Annotated in this window: 27 protein-coding genes; 15 read left to right on the forward strand and 12 right to left on the reverse strand. The window is 72.1% G+C overall.

The genetic code is table 11. The features are described 5' to 3' along the window. Nucleotides 1-101: 101 nt before the first annotated feature. Nucleotides 102-404: an urease subunit gamma gene (locus ABZW17_RS34020; protein ID WP_020641633.1), complete on the reverse strand. Its 303-nt coding sequence runs from the start codon at nt 402-404 to the stop codon at nt 102-104. 288 nt (nt 405-692) lie between these two features. On the opposite strand from ABZW17_RS34020, the gene ABZW17_RS34025 reads away from it, so the two are divergent. Next, nucleotides 693-1841, forward strand: a complete 1149-nt coding sequence (locus ABZW17_RS34025) for a citrate synthase 2 (protein WP_354823346.1) — start codon at nt 693-695, stop codon at nt 1839-1841. A 3-nt stretch (nt 1842-1844) separates the two neighbouring features. On the opposite strand, the gene ABZW17_RS34030 is transcribed toward ABZW17_RS34025, so the two are convergent. Together ABZW17_RS34030 and ABZW17_RS34035 are read right to left on the reverse strand one after the other, a co-directional pair. Beyond that, entirely contained in the window at nt 1845-2447 is a 603-nt protein-coding gene (locus ABZW17_RS34030; protein ID WP_354823508.1) for a TetR/AcrR family transcriptional regulator, read from the reverse strand. Nucleotides 2448-2461: 14 nt separating this feature from the next. Next, the gene (locus tag ABZW17_RS34035; protein ID WP_354823510.1) at nt 2462-4156 is read right to left on the reverse strand and encodes an SDR family oxidoreductase; all 1695 of its coding nucleotides are present in this window, start codon (nt 4154-4156) and stop codon (nt 2462-2464) included. Nucleotides 4157-4373: 217 nt separating this feature from the next. Between ABZW17_RS34035 and ABZW17_RS34040 the strand changes: the two genes are divergently transcribed. The 6 genes from ABZW17_RS34040 (at nt 4374) to serC (ending at nt 10570) form a co-directional block, all read left to right on the forward strand. Continuing rightward, a complete protein-coding gene (locus ABZW17_RS34040) occupies nt 4374-5213 on the forward strand; it encodes an ABC transporter ATP-binding protein (protein WP_354823347.1) in 840 nt (279 codons plus the stop codon). Next, nucleotides 5210-6070: an ABC transporter permease gene (locus tag ABZW17_RS34045; protein WP_354823348.1), complete on the forward strand. Its 861-nt coding sequence runs from the start codon at nt 5210-5212 to the stop codon at nt 6068-6070. Before ABZW17_RS34040 ends, ABZW17_RS34045 begins: the two co-directional genes overlap by 4 nt. Next, complete coding sequence (locus ABZW17_RS34050; RefSeq protein WP_354823350.1) at nt 6067-7227, forward strand: sensor histidine kinase; 1161 nt, start codon at nt 6067-6069, stop codon at nt 7225-7227. Before ABZW17_RS34045 ends, ABZW17_RS34050 begins: the two co-directional genes overlap by 4 nt. Further along, nucleotides 7224-7844, forward strand: coding sequence for a response regulator transcription factor (locus ABZW17_RS34055; protein WP_354823352.1), 621 nt, complete (start codon nt 7224-7226; stop codon nt 7842-7844). Before ABZW17_RS34050 ends, ABZW17_RS34055 begins: the two co-directional genes overlap by 4 nt. A 45-nt stretch (nt 7845-7889) precedes the next feature. After that, nucleotides 7890-9230 (forward strand): serine hydrolase domain-containing protein, encoded by a 1341-nt coding sequence (locus ABZW17_RS34060; protein ID WP_354823354.1) that lies wholly within the window; start codon nt 7890-7892, stop codon nt 9228-9230. A 206-nt stretch (nt 9231-9436) separates the two neighbouring features. Beyond that, nucleotides 9437-10570 carry a phosphoserine transaminase gene (gene serC, locus ABZW17_RS34065; RefSeq protein ID WP_354823356.1) on the forward strand — a complete coding sequence of 378 codons (1134 nt, stop codon included), beginning with the start codon at nt 9437-9439 and terminating at the stop codon, nt 10568-10570. Here the strand turns inward: serC and ABZW17_RS34070 are convergent. The 6 genes from ABZW17_RS34070 to ABZW17_RS34095 form a co-directional block, all read right to left on the reverse strand. After that, nucleotides 10563-11783: a glycosyltransferase 87 family protein gene (locus ABZW17_RS34070; protein WP_354823358.1), complete on the reverse strand. Its 1221-nt coding sequence runs from the start codon at nt 11781-11783 to the stop codon at nt 10563-10565. The two genes, serC and ABZW17_RS34070, sit on opposite strands and share 8 nt — an antisense overlap. Before the next feature lie 47 nt (nt 11784-11830). Continuing rightward, a complete protein-coding gene (locus ABZW17_RS34075) occupies nt 11831-13357 on the reverse strand; it encodes an amidohydrolase family protein (protein WP_354823360.1) in 1527 nt (508 codons plus the stop codon). A gap of 130 nt (nt 13358-13487) precedes the next feature. Next, entirely contained in the window at nt 13488-14693 is a 1206-nt protein-coding gene (locus ABZW17_RS34080; RefSeq protein ID WP_354823362.1) for an ABC transporter permease, read from the reverse strand. Next, nucleotides 14690-15376, reverse strand: a complete 687-nt coding sequence (locus tag ABZW17_RS34085) for an ABC transporter ATP-binding protein (protein ID WP_354823364.1) — start codon at nt 15374-15376, stop codon at nt 14690-14692. Before ABZW17_RS34085 ends, ABZW17_RS34080 begins: the two co-directional genes overlap by 4 nt. Then, on the reverse strand, nt 15373-16458 hold the full coding sequence (locus tag ABZW17_RS34090; RefSeq protein ID WP_354823366.1) for a peptidoglycan-binding protein: 1086 nt from the start codon (nt 16456-16458) through the stop codon (nt 15373-15375). Before ABZW17_RS34090 ends, ABZW17_RS34085 begins: the two co-directional genes overlap by 4 nt. A gap of 5 nt (nt 16459-16463) precedes the next feature. Further along, nucleotides 16464-17003, reverse strand: a complete 540-nt coding sequence (locus ABZW17_RS34095; protein WP_354823368.1) for a hypothetical protein — start codon at nt 17001-17003, stop codon at nt 16464-16466. A 112-nt stretch (nt 17004-17115) separates the two neighbouring features. Here ABZW17_RS34095 and ABZW17_RS34100 point away from each other — a divergent pair, with 112 nt between their 5' ends. The 3 genes from ABZW17_RS34100 to sepH all read left to right on the forward strand — a co-directional run bounded on the left by ABZW17_RS34100 (nt 17116) and on the right by sepH (nt 19963). After that, entirely contained in the window at nt 17116-17778 is a 663-nt protein-coding gene (locus ABZW17_RS34100; RefSeq protein ID WP_354823370.1) for a response regulator transcription factor, read from the forward strand. Beyond that, the gene (locus ABZW17_RS34105) at nt 17775-18926 is read left to right on the forward strand and encodes an ATP-binding protein (protein ID WP_354823372.1); all 1152 of its coding nucleotides are present in this window, start codon (nt 17775-17777) and stop codon (nt 18924-18926) included. The genes ABZW17_RS34100 and ABZW17_RS34105 overlap by 4 nt, the downstream gene beginning before the upstream one ends. A 191-nt stretch (nt 18927-19117) precedes the next feature. After that, nucleotides 19118-19963 carry a septation protein SepH gene (gene sepH, locus ABZW17_RS34110; protein ID WP_354823374.1) on the forward strand — a complete coding sequence of 282 codons (846 nt, stop codon included), beginning with the start codon at nt 19118-19120 and terminating at the stop codon, nt 19961-19963. Here sepH and ABZW17_RS34115 read toward each other — a convergent pair. Genes ABZW17_RS34115 through ABZW17_RS34125 form a run of 3 tightly spaced genes read right to left on the reverse strand, consistent with a single transcriptional unit; the run spans nt 19960 to nt 21792 of the window. Beyond that, complete coding sequence (locus tag ABZW17_RS34115) at nt 19960-20313, reverse strand: MmcQ/YjbR family DNA-binding protein (RefSeq protein ID WP_354823376.1); 354 nt, start codon at nt 20311-20313, stop codon at nt 19960-19962. The genes sepH and ABZW17_RS34115 overlap by 4 nt on opposite strands. 29 nt (nt 20314-20342) lie before the next feature. Then, nucleotides 20343-20954 carry a DUF2537 domain-containing protein gene (locus ABZW17_RS34120; RefSeq protein ID WP_354823378.1) on the reverse strand — a complete coding sequence of 204 codons (612 nt, stop codon included), beginning with the start codon at nt 20952-20954 and terminating at the stop codon, nt 20343-20345. Between the two features lie 31 nt (nt 20955-20985). Next, the gene (locus tag ABZW17_RS34125; protein ID WP_354823380.1) at nt 20986-21792 is read right to left on the reverse strand and encodes an RNA methyltransferase; all 807 of its coding nucleotides are present in this window, start codon (nt 21790-21792) and stop codon (nt 20986-20988) included. A gap of 210 nt (nt 21793-22002) precedes the next feature. On the opposite strand from ABZW17_RS34125, the gene ABZW17_RS34130 reads away from it, so the two are divergent. The 5 genes from ABZW17_RS34130 (at nt 22003) to ABZW17_RS34150 (ending at nt 26578) form a co-directional block, all read left to right on the forward strand. After that, nucleotides 22003-23502, forward strand: a complete 1500-nt coding sequence (locus ABZW17_RS34130; protein ID WP_354823382.1) for a glutamate-cysteine ligase family protein — start codon at nt 22003-22005, stop codon at nt 23500-23502. A 16-nt stretch (nt 23503-23518) separates the two neighbouring features. Beyond that, nucleotides 23519-24115, forward strand: a complete 597-nt coding sequence (locus ABZW17_RS34135) for a TetR/AcrR family transcriptional regulator (protein WP_354823384.1) — start codon at nt 23519-23521, stop codon at nt 24113-24115. A 74-nt stretch (nt 24116-24189) separates the two neighbouring features. Further along, nucleotides 24190-24849: a biliverdin-producing heme oxygenase gene (locus ABZW17_RS34140; RefSeq protein WP_354823386.1), complete on the forward strand. Its 660-nt coding sequence runs from the start codon at nt 24190-24192 to the stop codon at nt 24847-24849. A gap of 190 nt (nt 24850-25039) precedes the next feature. Continuing rightward, nucleotides 25040-25663 (forward strand): superoxide dismutase, encoded by a 624-nt coding sequence (locus ABZW17_RS34145; protein WP_003088226.1) that lies wholly within the window; start codon nt 25040-25042, stop codon nt 25661-25663. Between the two features lie 102 nt (nt 25664-25765). Beyond that, nucleotides 25766-26578, forward strand: a complete 813-nt coding sequence (locus ABZW17_RS34150; RefSeq protein ID WP_354823388.1) for an arylamine N-acetyltransferase — start codon at nt 25766-25768, stop codon at nt 26576-26578. Nucleotides 26579-26648 lie beyond the last annotated feature (70 nt).

Consider the following 26648-nt stretch of genomic DNA (forward strand, 5'->3'; position numbering starts at 1 on the left):
GGTGGACTGGCGGCACGGCATCGCCACCGGCATCGAGCTGCTCTTCCCCGGCCGCGGCGCCGGGCTCCTGGAGGTCTACATTACCACTCACGACGGGTGGGTCACACGATCGGGTCATGCACGGTGACGAGCTTGGTGCCGTCCGGGAAAGTGGCCTCGACCTGCACGGAGTCGACCATTTCGGGTACGCCGTCGAGCACCTGCGCCCGCGAGAGCACGGTCCGTCCACTGGCCACCAGCTCGCTCACCGTCCGCCCGTCCCGGGCGCCTTCGAGGACGTGGTCGGTGATCAGCGCGACCGCCTCGGGGTAGTTGAGCCGGACACCGCGGTCCAGCCGCTTCCGCGCGACGTCCGCCGCCACGTGGATGAGCAGCTTGTCGCGCTCCTGCGGGCTGAGGTGCATCCGCTAGGTCTATCACCCGCAACCGGGGAGCGCCCGGTTCGGAAACACAGGATTTACCTGGGCTTCGTCACACTGAGTGGTGAAAATTCTCCGGTCTGACCGGACGTGTGACTGAATCGTTCTCGTAATCGTGACCGAAACCACCGCATCTTTCGATTGCCACCCGCCCGTCAAGAGAGCAAGGTCTATCCATCCGTGCGATGTGGCGCGCGTTCAGTGCGCTTGTCCCAACCGCGCGACCAGCACCAACCAGCCGGGGAAAAGCGCACCGAAAGGTTCCGCGAAACAGTGACTACCTCCACGATCAGCAAGCCACAGCCGTCCGGCCAACCCGACGACGGCTTCCGACCGGGTCTGGAGGGCGTCATCGCCTTCCACACCGAAATCGCCGAACCCGACCGGGACGGCGGTGCCCTGCGCTACCGCGGCGTCGACATCGAGGACCTCGCCGGAAAGGTGACCTTCGGCGACGTCTGGGGTCTTCTCGTGGACGGCCGCTTCGGTCACGGCCTCCCGCCCGCCGAGCCCTTCCCGCTGCCGGTGCACACCGGTGACGTCCGGGTGGACGTCCAGGCCGCGCTGGCCATGCTCGCCCCGATCTGGGGCTACCGCCCGCTGCTCGACATCACCGACGAAGAGGCCCGCGAGCAGCTGGCCCGCGCCTCGGTGATGGCGCTGTCCTACGTCGCCCAGTCCGCGCGCGGCATCGGCCAGCCCGCGGTCCCGCAGACCCGCGTCGACGAGGCCCACTCGATCACCGAGAGGTTCCTGATCCGCTGGCGCGGCGAGCCGGACCCGGCCCACGTCAAGGCCCTGGACGCCTACTGGGTGTCGGCCGCCGAACACGGCCTCAACGCGTCGACCTTCACCGCCCGCGTCATCGCGTCCACCGGCGCCGACGTCGCGGCGTCGATGTCCGGCGCCATCGGCGCGATGTCGGGCCCGCTGCACGGCGGCGCCCCGGCGCGCGTGCTGCCGATGATCGAAGAGGTCGAGCGCACCGGCGACCCCGAGGGCCTGGTCAAGGGCATCCTCGACCGCAAGGAACGCCTGATGGGCTTCGGCCACCGCGTCTACCGCGCCGAGGACCCGCGGGCCCGCGTGCTGCGCCGGACCTGCCAGGAGCTGGGCGCGACCCGCTACGAGGCGGCCGCCGCGCTGGAGCAGGCCGCGCTGAAGGAGCTGCGCGAGCGGCGCCCGGATCACCCGATCGAGACCAACGTCGAGTTCTGGGCCGCGGTCATCCTGGACTTCGCGCAGGTCCCGCCGCACATGATGCCCGCGATGTTCAGCTCGGCCCGTACCGCCGGCTGGGCCGCGCACATCCTGGAGCAGAAGCGCACCGGACGCCTGGTGCGGCCGTCGGCCAAGTACGTCGGCCCGGCGCCGCGCACCCCCGAGGACGTCGAGGGCTGGGAGCTCGTCACCAAGCACTGACGCTCACCGACCGGCCGGTGCCTCCGCGGCGCCGGCCGGTTCGTGCTGGGCAGTGGCGCCGAGCATGGCCGTGAGCTGGTCGACGAGCCAGCCGTCGAGGTCCTCCCGCTCGACGCTGCGTTCCTGCAGCCAGCTCAGCAGTGCCCCCTCGACGACCGCCGTCCAGCACCGCAGGGTCAGCGAGAGCAGCGGCGAGGGGTTTTCGACGCCGAGCGCGTCCAGAATCAGGGCCACCGCCCGGTTGCGGACCTCGTCGATCGCCGCGTCCGTTTCGGACGTCGCGATCACCGATCCGCTGCGCAGCAACGCGATGTAGCCCGCCCGGTAGTGGTCGGCGACATCGACCAGGCCCCGGACGGCCGCGCGCAGCCGCACCTCCGGCGGGCCCTCCTCGAGCCCGGCCAGCCCGTCGATCAGCCCGTCGGTGACCGTGCGCAGCGCCTGCACCTGCAGCTCGCGCAGGCTGGAGAAGTACCGGTAGAACAACGGCCGCGACACTTCGGCGCGGGCCACGATGTCGTCCACCGCGACCAGTTCCGGGGCCCGCGAGCCGAACAGGTCGAGCGCGGCGCGGATCAGGTCGTCGCGGCGGGCCTGCGGCGACATCCGCCGCGGCCGGCTCACGGCGTCAGATCCAGTTTTGCGGCCTGGCGGAGCAGGCCGGGCGTCAGTCGCGAAAGGACCAGAGCGACCTTCGCCTCCGGAGTGGACGGTGCGATCGCGAGATCCTTTTCCACGGCACGCAGGATGTCCCGCGCGACGCCCTCGGGCCCGAACCCGCGGCGCGCGTAGAGCTTCGAGCTCGACTGCTGCCGCCGCCGTTGCTCCTCTTCGGACACCCCGACGAACGTCGTCGTGCTGGTGATGTTGGTCTTCACGATTCCCGGGCAGACCGCCGTGACGCCGATGTGGTGCGCGGCCAGCTCGGCCCGCAGGCAGACGCTCAGCGTCAGCACGGCCGACTTCGTCGTGGCGTAGGCGGAAAGGATCTTCGAGGGCAGGTAGGCGGCCGCCGAAGCGAGGTTGACGATCTGGCCGCCTTCACCGCGCTCGGCGAGCATCGGCGCGAACGCGCGGCAGCCGTGGATCACGCCCCAGAGATTCACGTCGATGACGCGTTCCCAGTCCTTGACGGACGTGTCGAGGAACGGGCCGGACATCCCGATCCCGGCGTTGTTCACCACGATGTCCGGGACGCCGTGGTGCTCACGCACATCGCGGGCGAACCGGTGCACGGCGTCGCCGTCCGAAGAGTCCACTGTGTACTCCGCGACGCCGTGGCCGCCCAGGAGCTTCAAGGTCTCGGTGGCCGCGGCGGCGTCGATGTCGGTGATGACGACGTCGGCTCCCCGCTCGGCGAAGGCCAACGCGGTCGCGCGGCCGATCCCGCTGCCCGCGCCGGTGACGACGACGAGCTTGTGCGCGAACGGGCCGGCGTCGACGCGGGCGCGGCGCAGGCCGCGGCTTTCGGCGCCGGTCTCGGCGTACTCGATCAGCTCGGCGGCCGCGGCGGCGACCGCCTCCGGCCGGGCCCGGGTCACCCAGTGCGTCCCGACGATCCGGCGGATCCGCAGGTCCGGCACCCAGCGGGTGACCTCGGTCTGCAGCGGCGTCGTGACGTAGGCGTCGCCGGTCGGGGCCAGCACCTGCACCGGGACGTCTACGGGCCGGGGCGCGGGGCGCGACAGCCGGGTGAACATGTTGGCGCGGTACAGCTGCAGGCCGTGCAGGCCGTCGGACCTGTCCGGCGGCGCCGCGTCCGGTTCCATCCGCTGGATCTGCTTGCCCAGCAGGCCGGTGCGCCACAGCAGGTCCGGGAGCACCGGGAGCTGGAAGGCGAGGATGTACCACGAGTGCAGGAACTGGTTCAGCGCGTTCTTGAGCCGCTTCGGTGTCGGACGCCGCAGCTGCGCGCGGAACCACGCGCCGGCGTGGTCGAGGCTCGGCCCCGACAGGGACGTGTAGGAAGCGACCCGCCCGCGCAGGCCGTCCCCGGTGATGGCGTGCCAGGTCTGGATCGAGCCCCAGTCGTGGGCGACCAGGTGCACCTGACCGGCCGGCTGCACCGCCTCGACGACGGCCCGCAGGTCGTCGGCCAGCTGGTCCAGCCGGTAGGACGCGCGTCCCGACGGCTTGTCCGACTGTCCCGCACCCCGGACGTCGTAGGTGACGACCCGGTGTCCGGCCCCCAGCGACGCGGCCACCCCGCCCCACATCGAGCTGTTGTCCGGGTAGCCGTGCACGAGCACGACCGTGGGCCCGTCACTCCGGCCGTCGATGGTGACGGAGAGGCGGACACCGTCGCTGGCGGTCACCCACTTGTGAGACATTCTGTCATGTTAGACAACCTGTCAACAGCACGGTTCACCCGCGCGGCGGTGTCGCGTCACCGGATGTTCGGATTTTTGCTTGTATGACAGCGTTTTCGTGGTTCCACGGGAAACCAGGCCGCCGGTGTCCATCGAACGGTGGACAGCCGGATTCAGCCGGGCGTTGGTCGGATCCGCCCGCGGGAACCGCCAGGCTTGAGCCATGACCACAGCAGTCAGCGTGCGCGGCCTGCGCAAGCAGTACCCCGGTCACCTCGCCGTGGCCGGGCTGGACCTGGACATCGCCCAGGGCGAGGTGTTCTCCCTGCTCGGCCCGAACGGCGCCGGGAAGACCACCACCGTCGAGATCCTCGAAGGCCACCGGCAGCGGACGTCCGGCGAGGTCACCGTGCTCGGCGAAGACCCCGGCAAGGCCGGGCGCGCGTGGCGGTCGCGGCTCGGCATCGTCCTGCAGACGGCGACCGACGCCGCCGAGCTGAGCGTCGCCGAGACCGTCCGGCACTTCGCGAAGTACTACCCCGACCCGCGCGACCCCGACGAGGTGATCGACAAGGTCGGGCTCACCGAAAAGGCCCGCACCAGGGTCAAGGCGCTCTCGGGTGGGCAGCGCCGCCGCGTCGACGTCGCCCTCGGCATCATCGGCCGGCCCGAGCTGCTCTTCCTCGACGAGCCCACCACCGGCTTCGACCCCGAGGCGCGACGGCAGTTCTGGTCGCTGATCAGCGACCTCGCCGCCGAGGGCACCACCATCCTGCTGACGACCCACTACCTCGACGAAGCCGAAGCGCTCGCCGACCGCGTCGCGGTCATCGCGCGCGGCGAGATCGTCGCCCAGGACACCCCGCAGAACCTGGGCGGCCGGGCCGCCGCCGAGGCCACCGTGCGCTGGACCGACGAACGCGGCGAGCACGTCGAGCACACCGCGTACCCGACCAAGCTCGTGAACGAACTCTCGGCTGGGGGTCGAGAGCTCGCCGGGCTGACGGTGACCAGGCCGAGCCTGGAGGACATCTACCTGGACCTGATCGGAGACAAGGCATGACCGTGACACCCGGGGCTTCGCCCCGAGCCGGGGGCTCCGCCACCCGGAAGGCAGCTGTGACCCTGCCGGGCCCGCTGTCGCTCGGGCTCGCCCGCGGCGGCACCGAGCTGCGGCAGTTCTTCCGGCACAAGGAACAGGTGGTCTTCACCTTCTCCCTGCCCGCGGTGCTGATGATCCTGCTCGGGTCCATCCTGGACGGTCCGACCGCGCTCGACGGCGTCACCTCCGGCCAGCTGCTGGCGGCCGGGATGATCGGCTCCGGCATCGTGTCGACGTCGTTCAACAGCATCGCCACCGGCGTCTCGGCCGACCGCGAGACCGGCGCCCTCAAGCGCCTGCGCGGCACGCCGATGCCGCCGGCGTCGTACTTCGTCGGCAAGATGGTGCTGGTCGCGGTGTCGAGCCTGGCCCAGACGGTGCTGATGTCCCTGGTCGCCGTCCTGCTGTTCGGGCTGCGGCTGCCGTCCGACCCGGCGAAGTGGCTGACCCTGCTGTGGGTGTTCGCGCTCGGCATCGTCTCCTGCACGCTGCTCGGCATCGCGATCAGCTCGCTCGCGAAGTCGACCAACGGCGCGGTCGCCATCGTGCAGATGCTGTACCTGGTGCTGCAGTTCATCTCCGGCGTGTTCGTCTCGCCGATCACGAACCTGCCGAAAGTTATGGTGGACATCGCGTCGTTCTTCCCGCTGAAGTGGATCTGCCAGGGGTTCCGGTCGGTGTTCCTGCCGGACGGCGCGGTGAGGATGGAGATGGCCGGGACATGGGAACTTCCGCGGGTGGCGCTGGTGCTGGGGATCTGGTGCGTGGTGGGGGCGGTGCTGGCGCGGCTGACCTTCCGGTGGTCCGACGCGAAGTGACCGACGCCTGGGACCGGTTCAACTGGCTCTGGGAGATCCTCTTCGCGGTGGCCTACCTGGCCACGACCACGCTGGTGCTCCTCGACCACGCCGACCCGGCGCGGACGGCGGTCGCGGCCGGGGCGCTCACCGCGCTGGCGCTGAGCTACCTGCTGTGGGGCCGCCGGCTGGTCCGCGACGACGACTCGTCGCTGCGGCAGCGGTGGGTGTTCGCCGTGCTGGTCCTGGTGCTGGTCGGGGTGGCCATGGTCGCCGAAGGGACGTCCGGGTTCATCCTCTTCATGGCGTGCCCGCTGCTGTTCTCGACGCTCGAGTTCCGGCCGGCGGCCGTCCTGACCACGATCGCCATCCTGACCAACCCCGCGGCGGCCATCGTCAACGACGGGCTCAGCGGCCCGACGCTGCACATCATGCTGCCGATGACGGCGATCCTGGTCGTGTTCGGCGTGCTGTGCGGCAAGTTCATCGGGCACGTCATCGAGGAGAGCCGGGGCCGCGCGGACCTGATCGCGAAGCTCGAGGCGAGCCAGGCCGAGGTCGCCCGCCTCTCCCGGGAGGCGGGCACCGCGGCCGAGCGCGAACGCCTCGCGCGGGAGATCCACGACACCCTCGCCCAGGGGTTCACCAGCATCGTCACCCTCGCCCAGGCCATCGAGTCCGAACTGGACACCGATCCGGCGGCGGCGCGGCGGCACGCGGAGCTGGCCGCCCGCACGGCCCGGGACAACCTGACGGAGGCCCGCGCGATGGTCGCCGCGCTGGCTCCCGCCGATCTCGCGGCCGGTTCGCTCGTCGACGCCGTCCGGCGGCAGGCCGACCGGCTCGCCGACGAGACGGGCGTGCCGGTGAAGTACGAAGTGGACAGTGCACTGCCGTCGATCGGGATGGCGGGCGAGGTCGTCCTGCTGCGGGGTGCGCAGGAAGCGCTGAACAACGTCCGCCGGCACGCGGCCGCGTCGGCGGTGTCGGTCCGGTTGTCCGTTGTGGACGGTGCCGTGCGGCTGTCGGTGCGGGACGACGGCACCGGGTTCGACCCCGACCACGCCACCGGGTTCGGGCTGCGCGGGATGCGCTCACGCGCCGAGCAGGTCGGTGGCAGACTGAGTGTCCGAAGTGGCCCCAGCGGCACCGAACTCACCCTGGAGGTGCCGGCTTGATCCGCGTCATGCTCGTCGACGACCACCCCGTCGTCCGCGAAGGCCTCCGCGGCATGCTCGAAGCCGAGGCGGACCTGACGGTCGTCGGCGAAGCGGGCTCCGGCGACGAGGCCGTCGCGCTCGACCGGGTCGCCGCCCCCGACGTCGTGCTGATGGACCTGCGGATGCCGGGGTTGGACGGCGTCGGCGCGACCCGCCGCATCCTGCGCGAGCAGCCCGGCCGCCGGATCGTGGTGCTGACGACGTACGAAACCGACGCCGACATCCTGCGCGCGGTGGAGGCCGGCGCGTCGGGCTATCTGTTGAAGGACGCCTCCCGCGCGGAGCTGGCGAACGCGATCCGCGCGGCGGCCCGCGGGGAGACGGTGCTGGCGCCGTCGGTGGCCGGGAAGCTGGTCAACCGCGTCCGCAACCCGGAACCACAACCCCTGTCGGCCCGCGAGGTCGAGGTGCTCCGGCTGGTGGCGAAGGGCGGCACCAACGCCGACATCGGCCGCGCCCTGCACATCAGCGAGGCCACGGTGAAGACCCACCTGCTGCGGGTCTTCGGCAAGCTCGGCGTCTCGGACCGCACGGCGGCGGTGACGACGGCGATGGCCCGGAACCTCCTCGGCTGAGGACCAGGACCTGCTTCGCCCGCCGTCGCGCGGCAGAATGCCTGCATGCTTGCCTCGACCGAACACGCTCTCCTCCGCCGGATCGCCCACGAGCAGGCCGTCTGCCGGGCTCCTTCGCTGGTCGCCGCCGTGGTGCGGGACGGCGGACTCGTCTGGTCCGGCGGCCGGGGACGCGTCGGCGAGCAGCAGCCCGGCACCGACACCCAGTACCGGCTCGGCTCGATCACCAAGACGCTCGTCGCCACCGCCGTCATGCGGCTGCGCGACGAGGGCCTCCTCGACCTCAACGACCCCCTCGAAAAGCACGTCCCGGGCACGCCGTTCGGCAGCGCCACCGTCGCCCAGCTGCTCTCCCACACCTCCGGCCTGACGTCCGAATCGCCCGGCCGGTGGTGGGAACGCACCCCGGGCGCCGACTGGGACGCCCTGGTCGGCAGCCTCGCCGAGGGCGCGACCAAGCACCGGCCCGGCGCGCGGTTCCACTACTCGAACGTCGGCTACGGCGTCCTCGGCGAACTCCTCGCCCGCCACCGCGGCAAGGGCTGGCTCTCCGTGCTCGACGAGGAGGTCCTCGGCCCGCTCGGGATGACCCGCACGACCCCGCACCCGGTCGGCGCGCACGCCGACGGCTTCGCCGTGCACCCCTTCGCCGACGTCCTGCTGCCCGAACCGAGCCCGGACGCCGGTGCGATGGCCCCCGCCGGGCAGCTGTGGTCGACGGCGACCGACCTCGGCCGCTGGACGGCGTTCCTCGGCGGCGACACCGGTGGCGTGCTCGCGCCGGAGACCGTCGCCGAGATGCGGACCATGGTCACCGTCGACGACACCGACGTCTGGACGACCGGGTTCGGGCTCGGCCTGATGCTCGTGCGCTACCAGGGCCGCCGCTTCGCCGGCCACACCGGCTCGATGCCCGGGTTCCTCGCCGTGACGCTGGTCGACCCGGCCGCGCAGACCGGCGCGCTGGTGCTCGCCAACTCGACGTCCGGCGTCGGCATCACCCAGCTCTGCCTCGACCTGATCACGATGACCGACGAGCTGGAGCCGCGGCTGCCCGCCGAGTGGGTGCCGTCCGCCACCGACCCGGAGCTGCTCGCGCTGACCGGGCTCTGGCACTGGGGCCCGACGCCGTACCACCTGCGTGTCCAGGGCGACGGCCTGCTGCAGCTCGCCCCGGCCGAAGGCGCCGGGCGCAGCTCGCGGTTCCGCCCGGCCGGCCAGGACACCTACCTCGGTCTCGACGGCTACTACGCCGGCGAGACGCTCGAAGTCGGCCGCGACACCGAAGGCGTCGCCACCCACCTCGACCTGGCGACGTTCATCTTCACGCGCACGCCGTACGACCCGGCCGCGCCGGTCCCGGGCGGCGTCGAGAACTGGCGCTGAGAGGTTGACGGGCCCCGCTCACACCCCCAGGGTGGTGAGCGGGACCTTCACAACGGCGTGAAGCTACCGGGCGGACACCACGGCGGAAACCGTGTTTTTACCCCCACGGCGACCGGACCCGGTACACCCGACCGGCCCAGCGTTCCACATGCTGGACGCGAAATACCCCCTTCACCAGCCGTATCCCGACCTGAGAGACTGACCACATGACCGACGCTGAGTTGACCATCCCCGCAGACCTCAAGCCGGCCGACGGCCGCTTCGGCTGCGGACCGTCGAAGGTCCGCGCCGAGCAGCTGAGTGCGCTGGCGGAGTCCGGCTCCACCTACCTCGGCACGTCGCACCGGCAGAAGCCGGTCAAGTCCCTCGTCGGACGCGTGCGGGCGGGCCTGTCCGAGCTGTTCTCCCTGCCCGAGGGCTACGAGGTGATCCTCGGCAACGGCGGCACCACGGCGTTCTGGGACGCGGCCGCCTTCGGCCTGGTCCGCGAACGCGCGCAGCACTTCACCTACGGCGAGTTCTCCTCGAAGTTCGCCACCGTGACCAAGGGCGCGCCGTTCCTGGCCGACCCGATCGTCGTCAAGGCCGAGCCGGGCAGCGCGCCCGACATCGCCTACGAAGCCGGCGCGGACCTGGTCGGCTGGGCGCACAACGAGACGTCGACCGGCGTGGCTGTGCCGGTCCGCCGCCCCGAAAACCTCACAGCCAGCGACGGAGCGCTGGTGGCGATCGACGCCACGTCCGGTGCCGGCGGTCTCCCGGTCAAGGCCGAGGACTTCGACGTCTACTACTTCGCGCCGCAGAAGTCGTTCGCCGCGGACGGCGGGCTGTGGATCGCGCTGGCTTCCCCGGCCGCAGTCGAGCGGATCGGCGAAATCGGCGGCGGCGACCGCTGGATCCCGGAGTTCCTGTCGCTGACCACCGCGCTGGACAACTCCCGCAAGGACCAGACGTACAACACCCCGGCCGTGGCCACCCTGTTCCTGCTCGCCGAGCAGATCGAGTGGATGAACGGCCAGGGCGGCCTGGAGTGGACCACCTCGCGCACGAAGGACTCGTCGTCGCGGCTGTACGAGTGGGCCGAGAAGACGAGCTACACCACGCCGTTCGTGAAGGACCCGGACCTGCGCTCGCAGGTCGTCGGCACGGTGGACTTCAGCGACGACGTCGACGCCGCCGCGGTGGCGAAGGTGCTGCGCGCCAACGGGATCGTCGACACCGAGCCGTACCGCAAGCTGGGCCGCAACCAGCTGCGCGTCGGCCTGTTCCCGGCCATCGACCCGGACGACGTCACCAAGCTGACGCAGGCCGTCGAGTACGTGGTCGAGCGGCTCAGCTGACCTGAGGTTCCTTGGAGGGGACCTTCGCCGCTTCGGTGGCGGAGGTCCCCTTCTTCGTGCCCAGGCGGCGGGCGCCGAACGCGGCCAGGACCAGCAGCGCGAGGCCGTACAGCTCGTAGGACTCCGTCGCCAGCCACCAGCCCACCGACGGCGCCGGGCGCGGCGCGAACCACATCGGGCCGACGATGAACAACGCGAGTCCCGCGACGACGACCGCGGCCGCCACCCACCGGATCGCCCGGTCGAAGCGCCACGCGTACCACCCGGCCAGCACCAGGACCGGCACGCACCACGTCCAGTGGTGGGTCCACGAGATCGGCGAGACCAGCAGGCCGCCGAGCGCGCAGGCGGTGAGCCCGAGCACCGGCTCGGCGGCACGCACGATGATCACCGCGACCAGGCCCATCACAGCCGCCGCGGCGAGCAGCCACCCGAACTCCGGCAGGCCGGCGCGCACGGTCAGGCCGTGCAGCGACTGGTTGCCGACGTAGTCGACGCCGCCGATGCGGCCCGCGTCGAAGACGAGCTTCGTCCAGTACGTGAAGGACGCCGACGGCCGGATCAGCCACAGCAGCGCCCCGGCCACGACGAACCCGGCGACCACCCGTGCGGCCGAGCGGAAGTCGCGGCGGACCAGGAAGTAGACGACGAAGACGGCCGGGGTCAGCTTGATCGCCGCGGCCACGCCGATCAGCAGCCCCTTGGTCCGCTTCCGCTCGCCGGGCAGCAGCACGTCGAGCACCACCAGCACCATCAGCAGCGCGTTGATCTGCCCGAAGCCCAGCGTCGAACGCACCGGCTCGAGCAGGGCCCCCGCGAGCTGGGCGCCGATGGCGACCAGCGCGGCCACCGTCCGGCCGCGCACGTTCGTGGCGTCGGTGAGCGAGCCGTTGAGCGTGGCGACGTAGAGGTAGGCGACCACGCCGGTCGCGAGGATCGACGCGATGCTGACCAGCTTCATCGTCACCGCGAACGGCAGCAGCGTGCCGGGCAGGAACACCGCGGCGGCGAACGGCGTGTAGGTGAACGGCAGCAGGATCTGGTGCGTGGTCGGCACCCAGGCGTCGTACGGCGAGCCCTGCTCGGCCAGCGCCTTCGCGCCCCCCAGGTAGACCTCGAGGTCGAGGCCGTCGAAGCGCTTGAGGACCAGCACCAGCACGACGGCAGCGACCTCGAGTACGACGAGCGACCAAGCCGGCTTGCGCCCAGTCAATGTGCCCCCCTCGAACCGGTCTTCGACCGGCCGAGATTACCCGGGGCTCAGCAGCAGCCGTGCACCGGCAACCGCACTGACCTGGCGTTCGCCGCGGTGACCGGGCGGCTCGCCGCGGCCTCGGCGCCGGCCAGCAGGCGGTCGAGGTCGGCCCGGGCGAGGACGCGGCCGGCGGTGACGACCGTGTCGATGCGCCGGACCGCGCCGATGTCGGCGAGCGGGTCGGCGTCCAGCAGCACCAGGTCGGCGTCCTTGCCGGGGGTGATCGTCCCGGCGGTGTGCGCCCGGCCGAGGAACGCGGCCGCGTCGCGGGTCGCCGCCTGCAGCGCCCGCCGCGGGCTCAGCCCGGCTTCGACCAGCCAGCCCAGCTCGTCGTGCAGGCTGAACCCGGGGAAGACGTACGGGTTCTGGCAGTCGGTCCCGCCGAGGATCCCGACGCCGGCGCGGTGCGCCTCCCCGACGAGCCGCAGCTGCGCCTCGAAGTAGGCCTCCTGCTGGGCGGCCTGCGCGGCGGTGGCCGGGGTGAACAGCGGCAGCCGGTCGGCCCAGAGGTCGCGGATGTCCTGGGAGATGTACTTGAGCCGGGGGTCGTGCGCGTAGGCGTCGGCGGGCCGCGAGATCACCCGGTTGACCGTGAACGTGGGGCTGAGCCGGCTGCCGTAGGCGTTGAGTCCCGCGAAGTGCCGGTCCGCCGCGGCCGGGTCGTAGGCCTGCGCGGCCTGCCGGTCGAGTTCGCGGGCCAGGTTGAAGAAGTCGCGCGGGGCCTTCGGGTCGAACGGCGTCGCGTCGAGCCGGGCGAGGAACTCGTCCCGGCGGCTCGACGTGGCGATCGGCAGCCCGAAGAGGTGCTCGAAACTGCGCTGCCCGGCCCGGGCGGCGTCGAGCACGCGGAGCCGGTAGGGCCAGTGCCCGGCGAACGTCAGGCCGTGGCGCCGGCACTCGTCGGCGATCGCGGCGAACGCGTCCTTCGGCAGGTAGAAGTACACCTTGACGAAGTCCGAGCGCTGGGCGATGGCGGTCCGGACAGCCGCGCGCGCTTCCTCGGCGTTCGCGACCTTCGTGACCGGCGGGCCGAGCAGCGACACCGGGCCGTCGATGATCGCGCTGGCCAGCGCGACCCGCGGGCCGAGCAGCTCGCCGCGGGCGATCTTGTCGCGCGTGACGCGGTTTTCGTCGTACCCCTGCATTTCGCGGATGCCGGTGACGCCGTTGGCCAGGAACAGCGGCGGCCACAGGTCTTCGTAGTCGATGCCGTGGGCGTGCATGTCCCACAGGCCGGGCACGAGGTAGCGGCCGCGGCCGTCGATGACGCGGGCGCTCCCGCACGACGGCACCTCGGCGGCCGGGCCCACCCAGGCGATCCGGTCCCCGACCAGCACGACGGCGGAGTCCGGCCGGGCCGGGCCGTCGGTGCCGTCGATCAGGGTCGCTCCGGTCACGACCACCACGCCGGTGCCGGCGGCCGCGGCCTCCTGCGCGAACACGGCGGGCGCGACTCCGGCGGCGGCCAGGCCCGCTCCCGCCGTCGCCAGCCACCGCAGGAAATCGCGCCGGTTCGCCTCGATTCGCAGCACTGCCGTCCCGCCCTTCGATCGGCTCCCTCCCCCGCAGCCTCATCCAACACCCGGCGGATCGTGGCGGAAATCTTCCAACGTGCTGAATGCCGGGTGGCGCGTAACTCGCCACCCGGCCTTCGTGCACCCCTCAGGCCAGCGCGCGCGTGGGCGCCAGCCGCGCCGCCCGCACCGCCGGGTAGGCCCCCGCGACCGCCCCGACCAGCGCCGCGACACCCACGCCGCCGGCCAGCGCGGCCGAGGGCAGCACCGCCGGCCACCCCTGGCTCAGCGCGTACCCCGCGGTCACCAGCACCCCGGCCAGCACCCCCGCCAGCCCGCCGAACCCGGACAGCAGCACCGACTCGGCCAGGAACTGCCCGCGGATCTGCCGTTTCGTCGCCCCGAGCGCCCGGCGCAGGCCGATCTCGCGCCGCCGTTCCAGCACCGAGATGACCATCGTGTTCGCCACGCCGACGCCGCCGACCAGCAGGGCGACGCCGCCGAGCCCGAGGAACAGCGCGCTGTAGGTGGTATCCGTCAGCTTCTGCGCGGCGAGGGCGTCCGACGGGCGGCGCACCTCGACCTCGTTCGGCGCCTGCGGGTTCAGCGTCGCGGCCAGCACCGACCGGACGGCGTCCACAGCGGACTCTTCGGCGCGGACGTACACAGTGGACGGATGGCCGTCGAACTCCAGCAGCCGCTTGGCGACGTCCCAGCCGACCAGCGCCGAGCGCTCGATCTCGGGCGCGAGCGGCATCGGCGCGAGGATGCCGACGACGGTGAACCACTGCGTGCCGATCAGCACCTGCGGTGGCCGGGCCGGGTCGAGGTGGTCGATGCCGAGGCGAGCCGCGGCCTGGGAACCCAGCACCGTCACCGGGTAGTCCTGGTTGCCCGCGGCCAGGAACGCCCCCGCCCGCACCTTGCCGCCCAGCACGGCGAGCAGGTCCGGCCGGGCCGCGTACACCGAGAGCCCGGACGTGTCGTCCGGCGCGATCCGGTCGCTGCGCCGGACGCTCGCCGACGTCGTGCCGGTGCCGGCGGCCGCCTGCACCGGGCCGACGCGCTTGGCCATCGGGACGGCGTCGTCGGGCAGGACGGCGTTCTTCCCGAACAGCGTCTGCCCCGGCCCGGCGGTGAGCAGGTTCGTGCCGAGCGCGGCCAGCCGGTCGTGCAGGGCCTGCGCACCGGACGCCGGAATCGCCAGCACCGCCACCATCGCGGCGACGCCGATCGCGATGCCCAGCGCGGAAAGCACCGCGCGCACGGGCCGCGTCCGCATGCCGTGCGCGCCGAGCGCGACGACGTCCGGCGGCTTCAGCCGGGCCGGCTCGGGCAGCTGCACCAGGGTCATCGCGCACCCACCAGGCCGGTGTCGAGCCGCAGGCGCCCGTCGAGCAGCTCGATCCGGCGCGGCATGCCCGCGGCGATCTCGCGGTCGTGGGTGATCACGACGATCGTGGTGCCGCCGGTGGAGAGCTCCCCCAGCAGCGAGAGCACGGACGCGCCGGTGCCGGTGTCGAGGTTGCCGGTCGGCTCGTCGGCCAGCAGGATCGCCGGGTCGTTGACCACGGCCCGGGCGATCGCGACGCGCTGGCGTTCACCACCGGAGAGCTCGCCGGGCCGGTGCCACGCCCGGTGTCCCAGCTTGACGCGGTCGAGCGCGGCCAGTGCCCGCGCGCGCCGGCGCCGTCGCGGCACCCCGGCGTAGAGCAGGCCGGTGCACACGTTGTCCACCGCACTCATCCCTTCGTCGAGGAAGAACTGCTGGAACACGAACCCGATCCAGCGCGAGCGCAGCGCCGAGACCTTGCGGTCGGGCAGTGCGGCGACGTCGTGGCCGTGCAGTTCGACGCGGCCCGACGAGGGGCGGTCGAGCGTCCCCATCAGGTGCAGCAACGTGGACTTGCCGGAGCCGGACGGCCCGACGATCGCCACCATCTCGCCGTCGTCGAGGGAGAGCGAGACGCCGTCGAGCGCGGCGACCCCGCCGGGGTAGGTGCGCGTGACCTCGTGCACGCGCAGCACGGGCGTCACGACGTCGTCACCACCCGCAGGCCCGCGGCCAGCCCGGTGCCGGTGACCTCGACCTTGCCGCCGCTGAACAGTCCGGTTTGGACGGCGATCAGCCGGCGTTGGCCGTTCTCGTCGACCTCGACCGCGTACCCGCCTTCGGCGAGCGCGAGCAGCGCGCCGACCGGGACCGCGAGCACGCCCTGGTGAACGTCCTTGGTGAACCGGACGCTCGCCGGGGCCGAGTCGAGGCTGCCGGCCACGGCGGGGTCGTCGAGGCGGACGGTGACGGTGATCTTCGGCTTGCCGTCGTCCTGGCCGGCCTGGTCCTTGCCCTCGACGGCGGTCCGCCCGACGTCGGTGACCGTGCCCGGCGTCGTCTTCCCGTTGATCGTCACGGACGCCTTCGCGCCCTGCTGGGCGAGGCCCTGCTTGGCCGCGTCGAGCTTGACCTGCACCGAACGGACCGTGCCGGTCGTCTTGAGCACCTCGCCCTGGGCCGGCGAGCCGAGCTTGGCCGCGAGCGCCGACACGCGGACTTCACCCGCCGCCAGCACGACGTCACCCTGGCCGAACGCACCGGTCTGCGCCAGGCCGAGGGCCTTCTGCCACTTCTTCAACGCGGCCGCCGTCGCCGCGGTGAACTTGTTGTCCGGCGTGCCGAAACCGCCGTACCCGCACGCCTTGAGGTTCTCCTCGAGCTGCTTGACGTCGGCGCCGTCGTCCACGCCCGCGGCGAGGTCGCGGTAGAAGGGCAGCGTGCCGTAGAACAGCGGCACCGGTTTCGCGTCCACTCCGTACGCCGCCTGGCAGCGGGCCAGGGTGGCGCCGGCGGCCGGCAGCGACGTGATCGTGCCGGGCTTGCGACCGGCGACGACCGACTCGTCGCCGTAGCCGAGGGTGCCGTCGGCCTCCTCTTCTTCGCTGAGGTCGGTCTTGACCACCTCCGCCGTCTCGACGGCGGGTGGCGCGGCCTCCTTGACCGGGGTCGCGCTCGACACCCGCGTCAGGATCACGACGGAGCCGGTGCCGAGCACGACGACCAGGACGGCGGCCGCGACGAACCAGCGCGTCCGGCCGCGGCGGCGGGGCCTGAGGGGCGTCACGTCGTTCACTTGCCCGCCTTCGAGCTGGAGCTCATGCCGAGCCCGCACGCCTTCGCGGCGGCCTCGAACTTCTTCGGGTCGTCGCCCGGGCCGCCGATCCGCGTCGCGCCCTTGCCGCTCGGGTCCGGGTCGGGCATGTCGATGCCGTGGTCGCGCATGCACTTGGCGTCCTTGCGCATCTTGTCGAGTTCCTCGGCGCTCGGCGGCTTCATCTCGCCGCCGTTGGGCATGAAGTGCTTGCAGGCGTTCTGCGCGGCGTCGAGCTTCGAGCTGTCCGTGCCGTCGCCGCCCAGCGTGATCGCCATGCCTCCGCCGTCGCCCGCCGGTTTCGGGTCGGGCATGTCGACGCCGTGCTCGCGCATGCACTTGGCGAAGTCGCGCATCTTGTCCTCGTCGCTCTTGCCGCTGTTGTCGGCCGCGGTGGGCCCGCCGCTCTTCGGCGGCGTCGAAATCGAGGCGACCTTCGACCCGTCGTCCGTCTTCGCGCCGCAACCCCCGAGCAGCAACGCCGCCCCGATCGCCGCGACGACGATCCGTGTCCGCATCGGCTCGCTCCTTTCGTCCGGATGGGTGCCAGGTCTACGGACCGGGGGATTCGGGCGCGCTAAGCGACGGCGCTTATGCGGTCCTTATGGCCTGCCTGCGCAGACTGGGCCGGTGCGGGTGCTGGTGGTGGAGGACGAGCGGTTGCTGGCCGACTCGGTCGCCGAGGGGCTGCGGCGCTTCTCGATGGCCGTCGACGTCTGCTACGACGGCGAGCAGGCCCTGGAGCGGGTCGGCGTGCACGGCTACGACGTCGTGGTGCTCGACCGCGACCTGCCGAAGGTGCACGGCGACGCCGTCTGCGCCGCCGTGGTCCGGGCCGGCGGCGAGGCGCGGGTGCTGATGCTGACCGCGGCCGCCGACGTCACCGACCGGGTCGCCGGCCTGGGCCTCGGCGCCGACGACTACCTGACGAAACCGTTCGCGTTCGCCGAGCTGGTGGCCCGGGTCCAGGCGCTGTCGCGGCGCGCGCGGCCGGCGTTGCCGCCGGTGCTGGAGCGCGACGGCGTCGTCCTCGACCTGCCGCGGCACCAGGCGGCTCGCGACGGCCGGTTCCTGCTGCTGTCGCCGAAGGAGTTCGCCGTGCTGGAGGTGCTGATGCGGGCCGAAGGCACGGTGGTGAGTGCGGAAGACCTGCTGGAAAAAGCGTGGGACGAGCACGCGGACCCGTTCACCAACGCGGTCCGCGTCGCGGTCATGACGTTGCGGCGCAAGCTGGGCGACCCGCCGGTGATCGGCACGGTGCCGGGCGCGGGCTACCGGTTCGGCGCGCCGTGAACGGCCTGTCCGTCCGGACGAAGCTGACCGCCTGGTACGGCGGGCTCTTCCTGCTCGCCGGCCTGGTCCTGGTCGTCATCAACTACCTGCTGGTGCAGAGCACGCTGCCGGACCCGACCCGGGTCGCCTCGACGACCATCGGCTCGGCCGACGCGCTCTACGGCGTCCAGGCCGGCACGGTCGTGGGCTCCCCGGGCGTGGCGGTGCGGCTGCTCAGCGGTTCGCTGGACGAGTACCGCTCCTCGACGCTGTCGACGCTGCTGGTCGGCTCGGCGATCGCGCTGGTGGCCACGGCGGCGCTGGCGGTGCTGTTCGGCTGGCTGATGGCCGGCCGCGCGCTGCGGCCGCTGCACGACATCACCTCGACCGCCCGGCGGCTGGAGGCGGGCAAGCTCGACCGCCGGATCAACCTCGAAGGGCCACCGGACGAGCTGAAGGAGCTGGCGGACACGTTCGACGGCATGCTCGACCGGCTCGCGGAGTCGTTCGACAGCCACAAGCGGTTCGTCGCGAACGCGTCCCACGAGCTCCGGACGCCCCTGGCGGTGCAGCGGACGCTGATCGAGGTGGCGATGGCCGACCCGGAGGTGCCGCCGGAGCTGAAGAAGCTGGGAACGCACCTGTTGCACACGAACGAGCGCAGCGAACGGATGATCGAGGGGCTGCTGGTTTTGGCCCGCAGCGACCGCGGCCTGAGCGCGCGAACGCCGGTGCGCCTCGACGAGGTGGCGGCTTCGGTCGTCCGGGCCACGGCGGCCGCGGCGACGGCGGCCGGGGTGACGGTGGAGACCCGCCTGCGCCCCCGGACGGTGGCGGGCGACCCGGTGCTGCTCGAGCGCCTGGTGACGAACCTGGTGGTCAACGCGATCACGTACAACGCTTCGGGCGGCTGGGTGTACGTGGAGGTGCGCGGGGACCCGGCCCTGGAGGTGCGGAACTCGGGACCGGTGGTGCCACCGGAGGCGGTACCGACGCTGTTCGAGCCGTTCCGCCGGGTGGGCGGCGCGGAGCGGACGGGGGACACCCGCAACGCGGGGCTGGGGCTGTCGATCGTCCGCTCGGTGGCGCAGGCCCACGGAGGCCGCGCGGAGGCCCAGCCCGGGCGGCGCGGCGGGTTGGCCGTGACGGTCCGGCTGCCACCCGCTTGATCCACTCGATCGTGACTCCGCGTGTCCGGCGTGTCACCCCTTCGCCGCTGACCTGGGTCGGCGAGGATGCGAAGACGCGAAATGAACAGTGGGCAGTTCGGTGCGGACTCGGCGCGCCTCGCACGTCAAGCCGACGCGCCGTTCTAACGTGGGCACCCACAACGGTGAAGAAGATCGGGGAGGCGAGAACAATGCGGGCGCTGCGAGTGGTCGGACTGCACGAGGACGGCAAGTCCATCGTGCTGGAAGACCCGGCGAGCCGTACTCGCTTCCTGCTCCCGGCTGATGAGCGTCTGCGCGCGGCGGCGCGGGGTGACATCACCCGCCTCGGCCAGATCGAAATCGAGTTGGAGAGCCAGATGCGGCCACGCGAGATCCAGCAGCGCATCCGGGCCGGCGAGTCCGTCGAACAGGTCGCCGCGAGCGCCGGTGTCTCGACGCAGCGCGTCGAGCGCTACGCCTACCCGGTCCTGCTCGAACGGTCCCGGACCGCCGAGCTGGCGCAGAGCGCCCACCCGGTCCGCGAAGACGGCCCCGACGTGCAGACGCTCGGCGAGGTCGTCGCGTACGGCTTCGGCGTCCGCGGGCACGACTACTCGCAGGCCACCTGGGACTCCTGGAAGGGCGACGACGGCCGCTGGGTCGTCGTGCTGCGGTGGAAGGCCGGGCGGTCGGACAACCGGGCGCACTGGGCGTTCTCGCCGGGCGCGCACGGCGGCACGGTGACGGCGCTGGACGAGAACGCCGAGGTCCTGCTGGACCCGAACGCGTACCGCCCGCCGCGCACGGTCCGCGCCCTCGCCCCGGCCCGCGAGACGGAGTTCCAGCCGACGCTGGACTCGGTCGAGCCGGAGCGCGCCCAGCTGCCGTCGGCCGAGCCGGACCCGGACGACGACACCCGCGAGATCCCGCGCGTCCCGGCGGAACCGGACGAAGACGCAGCCGTACCCGAGCCGCGGCCGAAGGCCAAGAAGAACCACCCGATCGTGCCGTCCTGGGAGGACGTGCTCCTCGGGGTCCGCTCGCAGCGCGGCTAATCCACCCGCGCCGCGAGCGTCTTCGGCGCCACCTGCCGGTAGGCCTCGCGCACGATCCGGCCGACCTCCGCCCAGTCGACGTCGACGTCCAGCCGCACCCCCAGCCACCCGCGGTGCCCGACGTACGCCGGCCGGAAGAACCGCTCGGGTTCGGTGCGCACCAGTTCTTCCTGCGCCCCGGGCGGTGCCGGGCACCAGAACGCGAGCCTGCCGTCACCGTGGTGGTCGTCGGCGAACATGGCGAGCGTCTTCTTGCCACGGACGAACCACGCCGGCGACCCGTGGCTGAGCCGCTCGGTCACCTCGGGCAGGGCCAGGCACAACTCCCGCAACGCGTCCAGCTGCTCCATGCCGCCAGGCTACGGCCGATCGGCTCGCGTCAGAAGGCGATCACCAGCACGCCGACCCACGCGACCACGACACCGCCCGCCGCGCCGTACGCGGCCCAGCGCAGGATCGGGGTGCGGCGGATCAGCCACAGCGACGGCGTGATCCCGGCCGTCACGATGACCGAAGCCGCCAGCGCCAGCCAGCCGCTCGTCTCGCGGGCCAGCGTCGAAGCCAGCGCCAGCATCGCGACGACGACCACGGCCGCGATGAACGCCGACACGGTCAGCCCGGTCAGCCACGGCGTCGGCTCCCCCGGCGGCCCCGGCGGGCCGAGCACCGCGCGGGCGAACCGGTGGCCGGCCGCGGCGGCGGGCGGGGGCGGCTCGACGACCGTGTCCGCACCCGTCACCGGGTCCACGAACCGCACGGTCGTGCCCATCACCGAGGCCAGCCGGCCGGCGAGCTGACGTCCGCGCTGCGAGACCACCGCACCGGCTTCTTCGCCGGAATCGGCGGAGACCGCGGACGCCACGCGCGCCCATTCGTGCAGGGCCTGCGCCAGGTCGGCGCCGATCGCGAGCTTGTGCGGGTCCACCTCGCGGGCGCTCTCGCCGCCCGGGCCGGCCAGCACGGCGCGTTCGCCGCGGATCCGCAGCTCCATGGTGCCCCTTCCCGCCTCGGAGACAAGAACCTTAGCCGCCCCTGGCCAGTTCGTAGAAGGCAACGGCGGCGGCTGTGGCGATGTTCAGTGAATCGACTCCGGCCGGCATGGGTATCCGGACGGCGTGATCAGCCGCCGCGAGCGCCGTTTCGGTCAGGCCGGGACCTTCCGCGCCGAAGAGCAACGCCACCCGCCCGGGCGCGTGCGCCCGCAGTTCGCGCAGCGGGACCGAACCCGGCCGCGGGGTGAACGCCGCGACCGTGAACCCGCGCGACCGCAGGTCGTCGAGGCCGCCCGGCCAGTCCGTCAGGTGCCCGAACGGCACGCGCAGGACGTGCCCCATCGACACGCGCACGCTGCGCCGGTACAGCGGGTCGGAACAGCCGGGCCCGAGCAGCACGCCGCCGACGCCGAGCGCGGCCGCGTTGCGGAAGAGCGCGCCGAGGTTTTCGTGGTCTCCCACGCCTTCCAGCACCGCGACCGGGCCGTCGCCCTCGACGACTTCGGCGACCGTCAGCGGCGCGGGCCGGTCGGCGACGGCGAGGATCCCGCGGTTGAGGTGGAAGCCGACCACGTCGGCCATCGTCTCGGCGGAGGCGAAGTACTGCGGCACGTCCAGCCCGGCGAGGTCGCCGGCCAGCTCCGCGAACCGCCGCGGCACGCCCAGCAGCGCGCGTACCGGGTAGCGGGACGCCAGCAGCCGCGCGACGACGACGGAGCCTTCGGCGATGACGAGTCCCCGGCCGCCGGGCCGGTCGGGGCGACGGTCCGCTGTGGACAGGTCCCGGAAATCGTCCACGCGGGGATCACCGGCGTGGTCGATGTGGATCACACCCATCCGCTCAGTCTGTCATCCGCTTGCCGGGCGCCGCACTGGTCCGAACGTCCACCGCCCGGTGGTACGAACGGGGCCATTTTGCTTTCGGTTAACCGCTCGTGACGGAGAGCACCAGTTTGGCCGCTAGCCCGGGTGCATCGGCTGTGTAACGGTTGTCCGCCGGGGCCTGAAACACGTCCTAGTCCACGCCGACACGAAGCAGGGATGGTCATGGGGATGGACCTCGAGGCTCAGCCGTTCACCACGCTGGACCGAGGACGGTACCGCCGCAAGGTGCAGCGCTGCCTGGACACGCTGGCCCGGATGCTGACGGACGGCAGTTTTTCGTTCCCCCGCAAGAACATCGGCCTCGAGGTCGAGCTGAACCTGGTCGACCGCGAGCTGCGTCCGTCGATGACGAACACCGCGGTGCTGGAGGCGCTCGACGACCCGTCGTTCACCACCGAGCTGGGGCAGCACAACATCGAGCTGAACGTCCCGCCGCGGCCGCTGGCCGGCGATTCGGCGCTCCAGCTCGAAGACGACCTCCGCGCGTACCTCGACTCCGCGGCGGCGAAGGCGCGTGACACCGGGTCGTCGCTGGCCATGATCGGCATCCTGCCGACGTTGAAGCACGAGCACTTCGACCAGAAGTGGCTGACCAACAAGACGCGGTACTCCACGCTGAACGACCAGATCTTCGCCGCCCGCGGGGAACGCACGGTGCTCGCCATGGAGGGCGCGCCGCTGGCGGGCCAGCAGCCCGAGCGCCTGCGCAGCTACGCGGAGTCGATCCTGCCGGAGGCCGCCTGCACCAGCGTCCAGCTGCACCTGCAGGTCGCGCCGGAGGAGTTCGCCGCGCACTGGAACGCGGCGCAGTGCCTGGCGGGGCTGCAGATCGCGCTCGCGTCGAACTCGCCGTTCCTGCTCGGCAAGGCGCTGTGGCACGAGACGCGGATCCCGCTCTTCCTGCAGGCGACCGACACCCGGCCGGAAGAGCTGAAGAACCAGGGCGTGCGGCCGCGGGTGTGGTTCGGCGAGCGCTGGATCACGTCGATCTTCGACCTGTTCGAGGAGAACGTCCGCTATTTCCCCGGTCTGCTCCCGGAAACCGACGCCGAAGACCCGATCGAGGCGCTGGACGCGGGGCAGGCACCGAAGCTCACCGAACTGCGCATGCACAACGGGACGATCTGGCGCTGGAACCGTCCGGTGTACGACGTCGTCGACGGCCTGCCGCACCTGCGCGTGGAGAACCGGGTGCTGCCGGCCGGCCCGACGGTGGTCGACACGGTGGCGAACGCGGCCTTCTTCTACGGCGCCCAGCGCGCGCTGGCCGAGGCGGACCGCCCGGTGTGGACCCAGATGTCGTTCCAGGCCGCGGAGGAGAACCTCTACGCGGGCGCGCGCCGCGGCTTCGACGGCCAGCTGTACTGGCCGGGCATCGGCTGGATCCCGCCGGACGAGCTGGCGCTGCGCGTGCTGCTGCCGCTGGCCCACGAGGGCCTGCGCCGCTCCGACGTCTCCGACGAGGCCCGCGAGCGCTACCTCGGGATCATCGAGCGCCGCTGCCTCGCGCGGCGGACCGGGGCGACCTGGCAGCGCGACTACGTGCTGCGCGCCCAGGAGCGCGGGGTGGACCGCGAGGCGGCGCTCAGCCTGATGCTGGGGCGCTACCTGGAGCTGTCGGAGGCGGGCGAGCCGGTGCACACCTGGCCGGTCGCGGACTGAGCGCTAGCCTGGGCAGATGCCGAAGATTCTCGGTGAGTCGCTGGAGGCGCACCGGCGTGAGGTGCGGACCCGGGTCTTCGACGTCCTGCGCGCCCAGCTCTACGAGCGCGGCTTCGACGCGATCACGCTCGCCGGGGTCGCGTCGGCGGCCGGGGTGGGCCGCACGGCGCTGTACAACCACTTCCCGGACAAGGAAAGCCTGCTCGTCGCGTTCGTCGAGGACGAGGCGGCGCAGTACGTCACGCGGCTGACCGACGCTGTCGAAGCGCAGGCCGACCCGGTCGACCAGCTGGCCACCTTCGTCCGGCTGCAGCTGCGCGTGCTGGCGGAGTACCACATGCCGCCGGGGACGGCGCTCGCGTCGGCGCTGGCCCCCGCGGCGTACCGGCGGATCAGCGCGCACGCCGACCCGATCACCGACCGCCTGCGCGCGATCCTCGCGGGCGGCGTCGACCTGGGCCGCTGGCCGGCCGAGGACCCGGACGTCCTGATCCCGATGATCACCGCGGCGCTGGGCAACCGGACCCTGGTCGACGGGCCGGCCGAGCAGCTGGAAGACGTCGTCGAAGCGGCCGTGCGATTCGTGCTGCGGGCGGTCGGCGCCACGATTTAGGGTGGCCTAACCCCGAGCTATGCCCTACGCTCTTTCTGACAGCGTGTCAGATCGATCGCCCGGGAGGCCTGCCCATGTCGGTGACCACGGACGCCCGCCCGTTCTCGGCGACCCTTCGCGCGTCGACGCTCGAGGTGCACGAGAAGGCGAACTACTCGACCTACATGCGTGCCCTGCTCGGCGGCGAGCTGACGCAGGAGGGCTACACGCAGCTCGCGATCCAGTACTACTTCGTCTACGGCGCGATCGAGGCGGCGAGCGACCGGATGGCCGGCGACAGCGTCGGGGGCGAGTTCGTCTTCGACGAGCTGCGCCGGCTGCCGAACCTCGAGCGCGACCTGGCCCACCTCGTCGGCCCGGACTGGCGCTCGACGATCTCGCCGCTCGCTTCCACCCGCGAGTACGTCTCGCGGATCCGCGAAGCGTCGTCGTGGGCCGGTGGGTACGTGGCGCACCACTACACGCGCTACCTGGGTGACATCGCGGGCGGCCAGGCGATCCGGCGGGTGCTGGAACGCCAGTACGACCTCGCCGACGCCGGTGCGCTCTTCTACCACTTCGAGAGCATCGGGAGCGCTCCGCGTTTCCGGGACGCCTACCGGGCGAAGCTGGACAACGCGCCTTGGAACGAGGCCGAGCGCGCCCGCGTGATCGACGAGACGCTGGTGGCGTTCGAGTGCAACGTCGCCGTCTTCGACGAGCTGGCGCGGCGGCTCGACGAGTTCCGTGCCTGATCTCACACGTCGTTGACCTCCAGTTAAGTCCAGGTAGCAGGCTCGGTTTCGGGTGGTGCACCTCCGGGGTACGCCACCTACGAGCCGGTCATCCCAGGCGGTGATCACGACACGCCCCCGCTCGCCGCGGAGGGGCGTGTGCTACTAGGTTCGGTACCGGAAACTTGTGTCGAAGACAGAAGGAGGGCCAATGGCCCGCTACGAGCTGCCCGATCTCGACTACGACTACGGCGCCCTCGCGCCGCACATCTCCGGCGAGATCAACGAGCTGCACCACAGCAAGCACCACGCGACCTACGTCAAGGGCGCGAACGACACGCTCGACAAGCTCGAAGCCGCCCGCGAAGCGAACGACTTCGGCTCGATCGTCGGCCTGGAGACCACGCTGGCCTTCAACCTGGCCGGCCACGCCAACCACGTCGTGTGGTGGAAGATCCTGTCGCCGGAAGGCGGCGACAAGCCGACCGGCGAGCTGGCCGCGGCGATCGACGAGGCGTTCGGCTCCTTCGACAAGTTCAAGGCGCAGTTCACCGCCGTCTCGACCACGATCCAGGGCAACGGCTGGGGCGCGCTGTCCTGGGACCCGATCGGCAAGACGCTGATCACCCAGCAGCTGCGCGACCACCACAACAACCTGATCCTGCCGACCGTGCCGATCCTGCTGGTCGACGTCTGGGAGCACGCGTTCTACCTGGACTACAAGAACGTGAAGCCGGACTACGTCAAGGCCCTGTGGAACATCTTCAACTGGGCGGAGATCTCCAAGCGCTTCGACAACGCCGTCGCGGGCGGCAACGGCCTGCTGCTCGGCTGAGTTCTTTCGTGGACGGGGCCCTCCTTCCGGGAGGGCCCCGTTTTTCGTCGCCGGGTGAAAATGCCTTGACCTCGAGCGTGGTCGAGGTGTTTGGCTTGGCGCATGGACATCGACGCGTACCTGGACCGCCTCGGCGCCGCCCGGCCGGCGGCGCCCGACCTCGCGACGCTGCGTCACCTGCAGGAACGCCACCTGACCGCGGTGCCGTTCGAGAACCTGAGCAGCCACCTCGGCGAGCCGGTCGTCCTGGCCGAGGACGCCCTGTTCGACAAGGTCGTGCACCGCCGCCGGGGCGGGTTCTGCTACGAGCTGAACGGCCTGTTCGCCGCCTTGCTGCGCGCGCTGGGGTACGACGCCTCGCTGCACGCGGCGCAGGTGTTCCACGCCGACGGCACACCCGGCCCGCCCCTGGACCACGCGGCCATCGTCGTCACCCTGGACGGCGAGGACTGGCTGGTCGACGTGGGGTTCGGCCGGTTCGCCCGGCACCCCCTGCGGCTGTCCGCCGTGGACCCCCAGCCCGACCCCGAGGGCGAGTTCCTGCTGCTGGACGCCCCGCACGGCGACATCGACGTCCTGCTGGACGGCGAGCCGCAGTACCGCCTGGAGCGCCGCCCCCGCCCGCTGGCCGACTTCGTCCCGATGGCGTGGTGGCAGACGACGTCGCCGGAGTCGCACTTCACGAAGTCCCTGACGTGCTCCCGCCCGACGTCCGCGGGCCGGGTGACGCTGTCGGGCGACCGCCTGATCGAGACGGTCGACGGCGTCCGCAACGAGGTGGTGCTGCCTTCCCCCGAGGCCGTCCGGCTGGCGTACCGCGTGTACTTCGGCATGACGTTGCCGCGGCTGCCGGTACCGCCGGGTGAGAGTCCCTTGACCGCCGGCGTGCCCCAGCCGGACACTGCCCTGACGTGAACGAAGCCCCGGCCTGGGGTTCCCAGGGCCGGGGCTCCGTCCGTTCCCGAACTGACTGCCGCTCCCACCA

The organism is Amycolatopsis sp. NPDC004625 (assembly GCF_040609695.1).
Lineage (GTDB): Bacteria > Actinomycetota > Actinomycetes > Mycobacteriales > Pseudonocardiaceae > Amycolatopsis.

Excerpts from the sequence above, each read along its gene's own strand:
- serC (WP_354823356.1), top strand. The coding sequence starts at position 9,437 with ATGACCGACGCTGAGTTGACCATCCCCGCAGACCTCAAGCCGGCCGAC.
- ABZW17_RS34040 (WP_354823347.1), top strand. The coding sequence starts at position 4,374 with ATGACCACAGCAGTCAGCGTGCGCGGCCTGCGCAAGCAGTACCCCGGT.
- ABZW17_RS34095 (WP_354823368.1), bottom strand. The coding sequence starts at position 17,003 with ATGCGGACACGGATCGTCGTCGCGGCGATCGGGGCGGCGTTGCTGCTC.
- ABZW17_RS34020 (WP_020641633.1), bottom strand. The coding sequence starts at position 404 with ATGCACCTCAGCCCGCAGGAGCGCGACAAGCTGCTCATCCACGTGGCG.
- ABZW17_RS34060 (WP_354823354.1), top strand. The coding sequence starts at position 7,890 with ATGCTTGCCTCGACCGAACACGCTCTCCTCCGCCGGATCGCCCACGAG.
- ABZW17_RS34115 (WP_354823376.1), bottom strand. The coding sequence starts at position 20,313 with ATGGAGCAGCTGGACGCGTTGCGGGAGTTGTGCCTGGCCCTGCCCGAG.
- ABZW17_RS34045 (WP_354823348.1), top strand. The coding sequence starts at position 5,210 with ATGACCGTGACACCCGGGGCTTCGCCCCGAGCCGGGGGCTCCGCCACC.
- ABZW17_RS34030 (WP_354823508.1), bottom strand. The coding sequence starts at position 2,447 with ATGTCGCCGCAGGCCCGCCGCGACGACCTGATCCGCGCCGCGCTCGAC.
- ABZW17_RS34120 (WP_354823378.1), bottom strand. The coding sequence starts at position 20,954 with ATGGAGCTGCGGATCCGCGGCGAACGCGCCGTGCTGGCCGGCCCGGGC.
- ABZW17_RS34140 (WP_354823386.1), top strand. The coding sequence starts at position 24,190 with ATGTCGGTGACCACGGACGCCCGCCCGTTCTCGGCGACCCTTCGCGCG.
- ABZW17_RS34125 (WP_354823380.1), bottom strand. The coding sequence starts at position 21,792 with ATGGGTGTGATCCACATCGACCACGCCGGTGATCCCCGCGTGGACGAT.
- ABZW17_RS34150 (WP_354823388.1), top strand. The coding sequence starts at position 25,766 with ATGGACATCGACGCGTACCTGGACCGCCTCGGCGCCGCCCGGCCGGCG.
- ABZW17_RS34080 (WP_354823362.1), bottom strand. The coding sequence starts at position 14,693 with ATGACCCTGGTGCAGCTGCCCGAGCCGGCCCGGCTGAAGCCGCCGGAC.
- sepH (WP_354823374.1), top strand. The coding sequence starts at position 19,118 with ATGCGGGCGCTGCGAGTGGTCGGACTGCACGAGGACGGCAAGTCCATC.
- ABZW17_RS34145 (WP_003088226.1), top strand. The coding sequence starts at position 25,040 with ATGGCCCGCTACGAGCTGCCCGATCTCGACTACGACTACGGCGCCCTC.
- ABZW17_RS34130 (WP_354823382.1), top strand. The coding sequence starts at position 22,003 with ATGGGGATGGACCTCGAGGCTCAGCCGTTCACCACGCTGGACCGAGGA.
- ABZW17_RS34135 (WP_354823384.1), top strand. The coding sequence starts at position 23,519 with ATGCCGAAGATTCTCGGTGAGTCGCTGGAGGCGCACCGGCGTGAGGTG.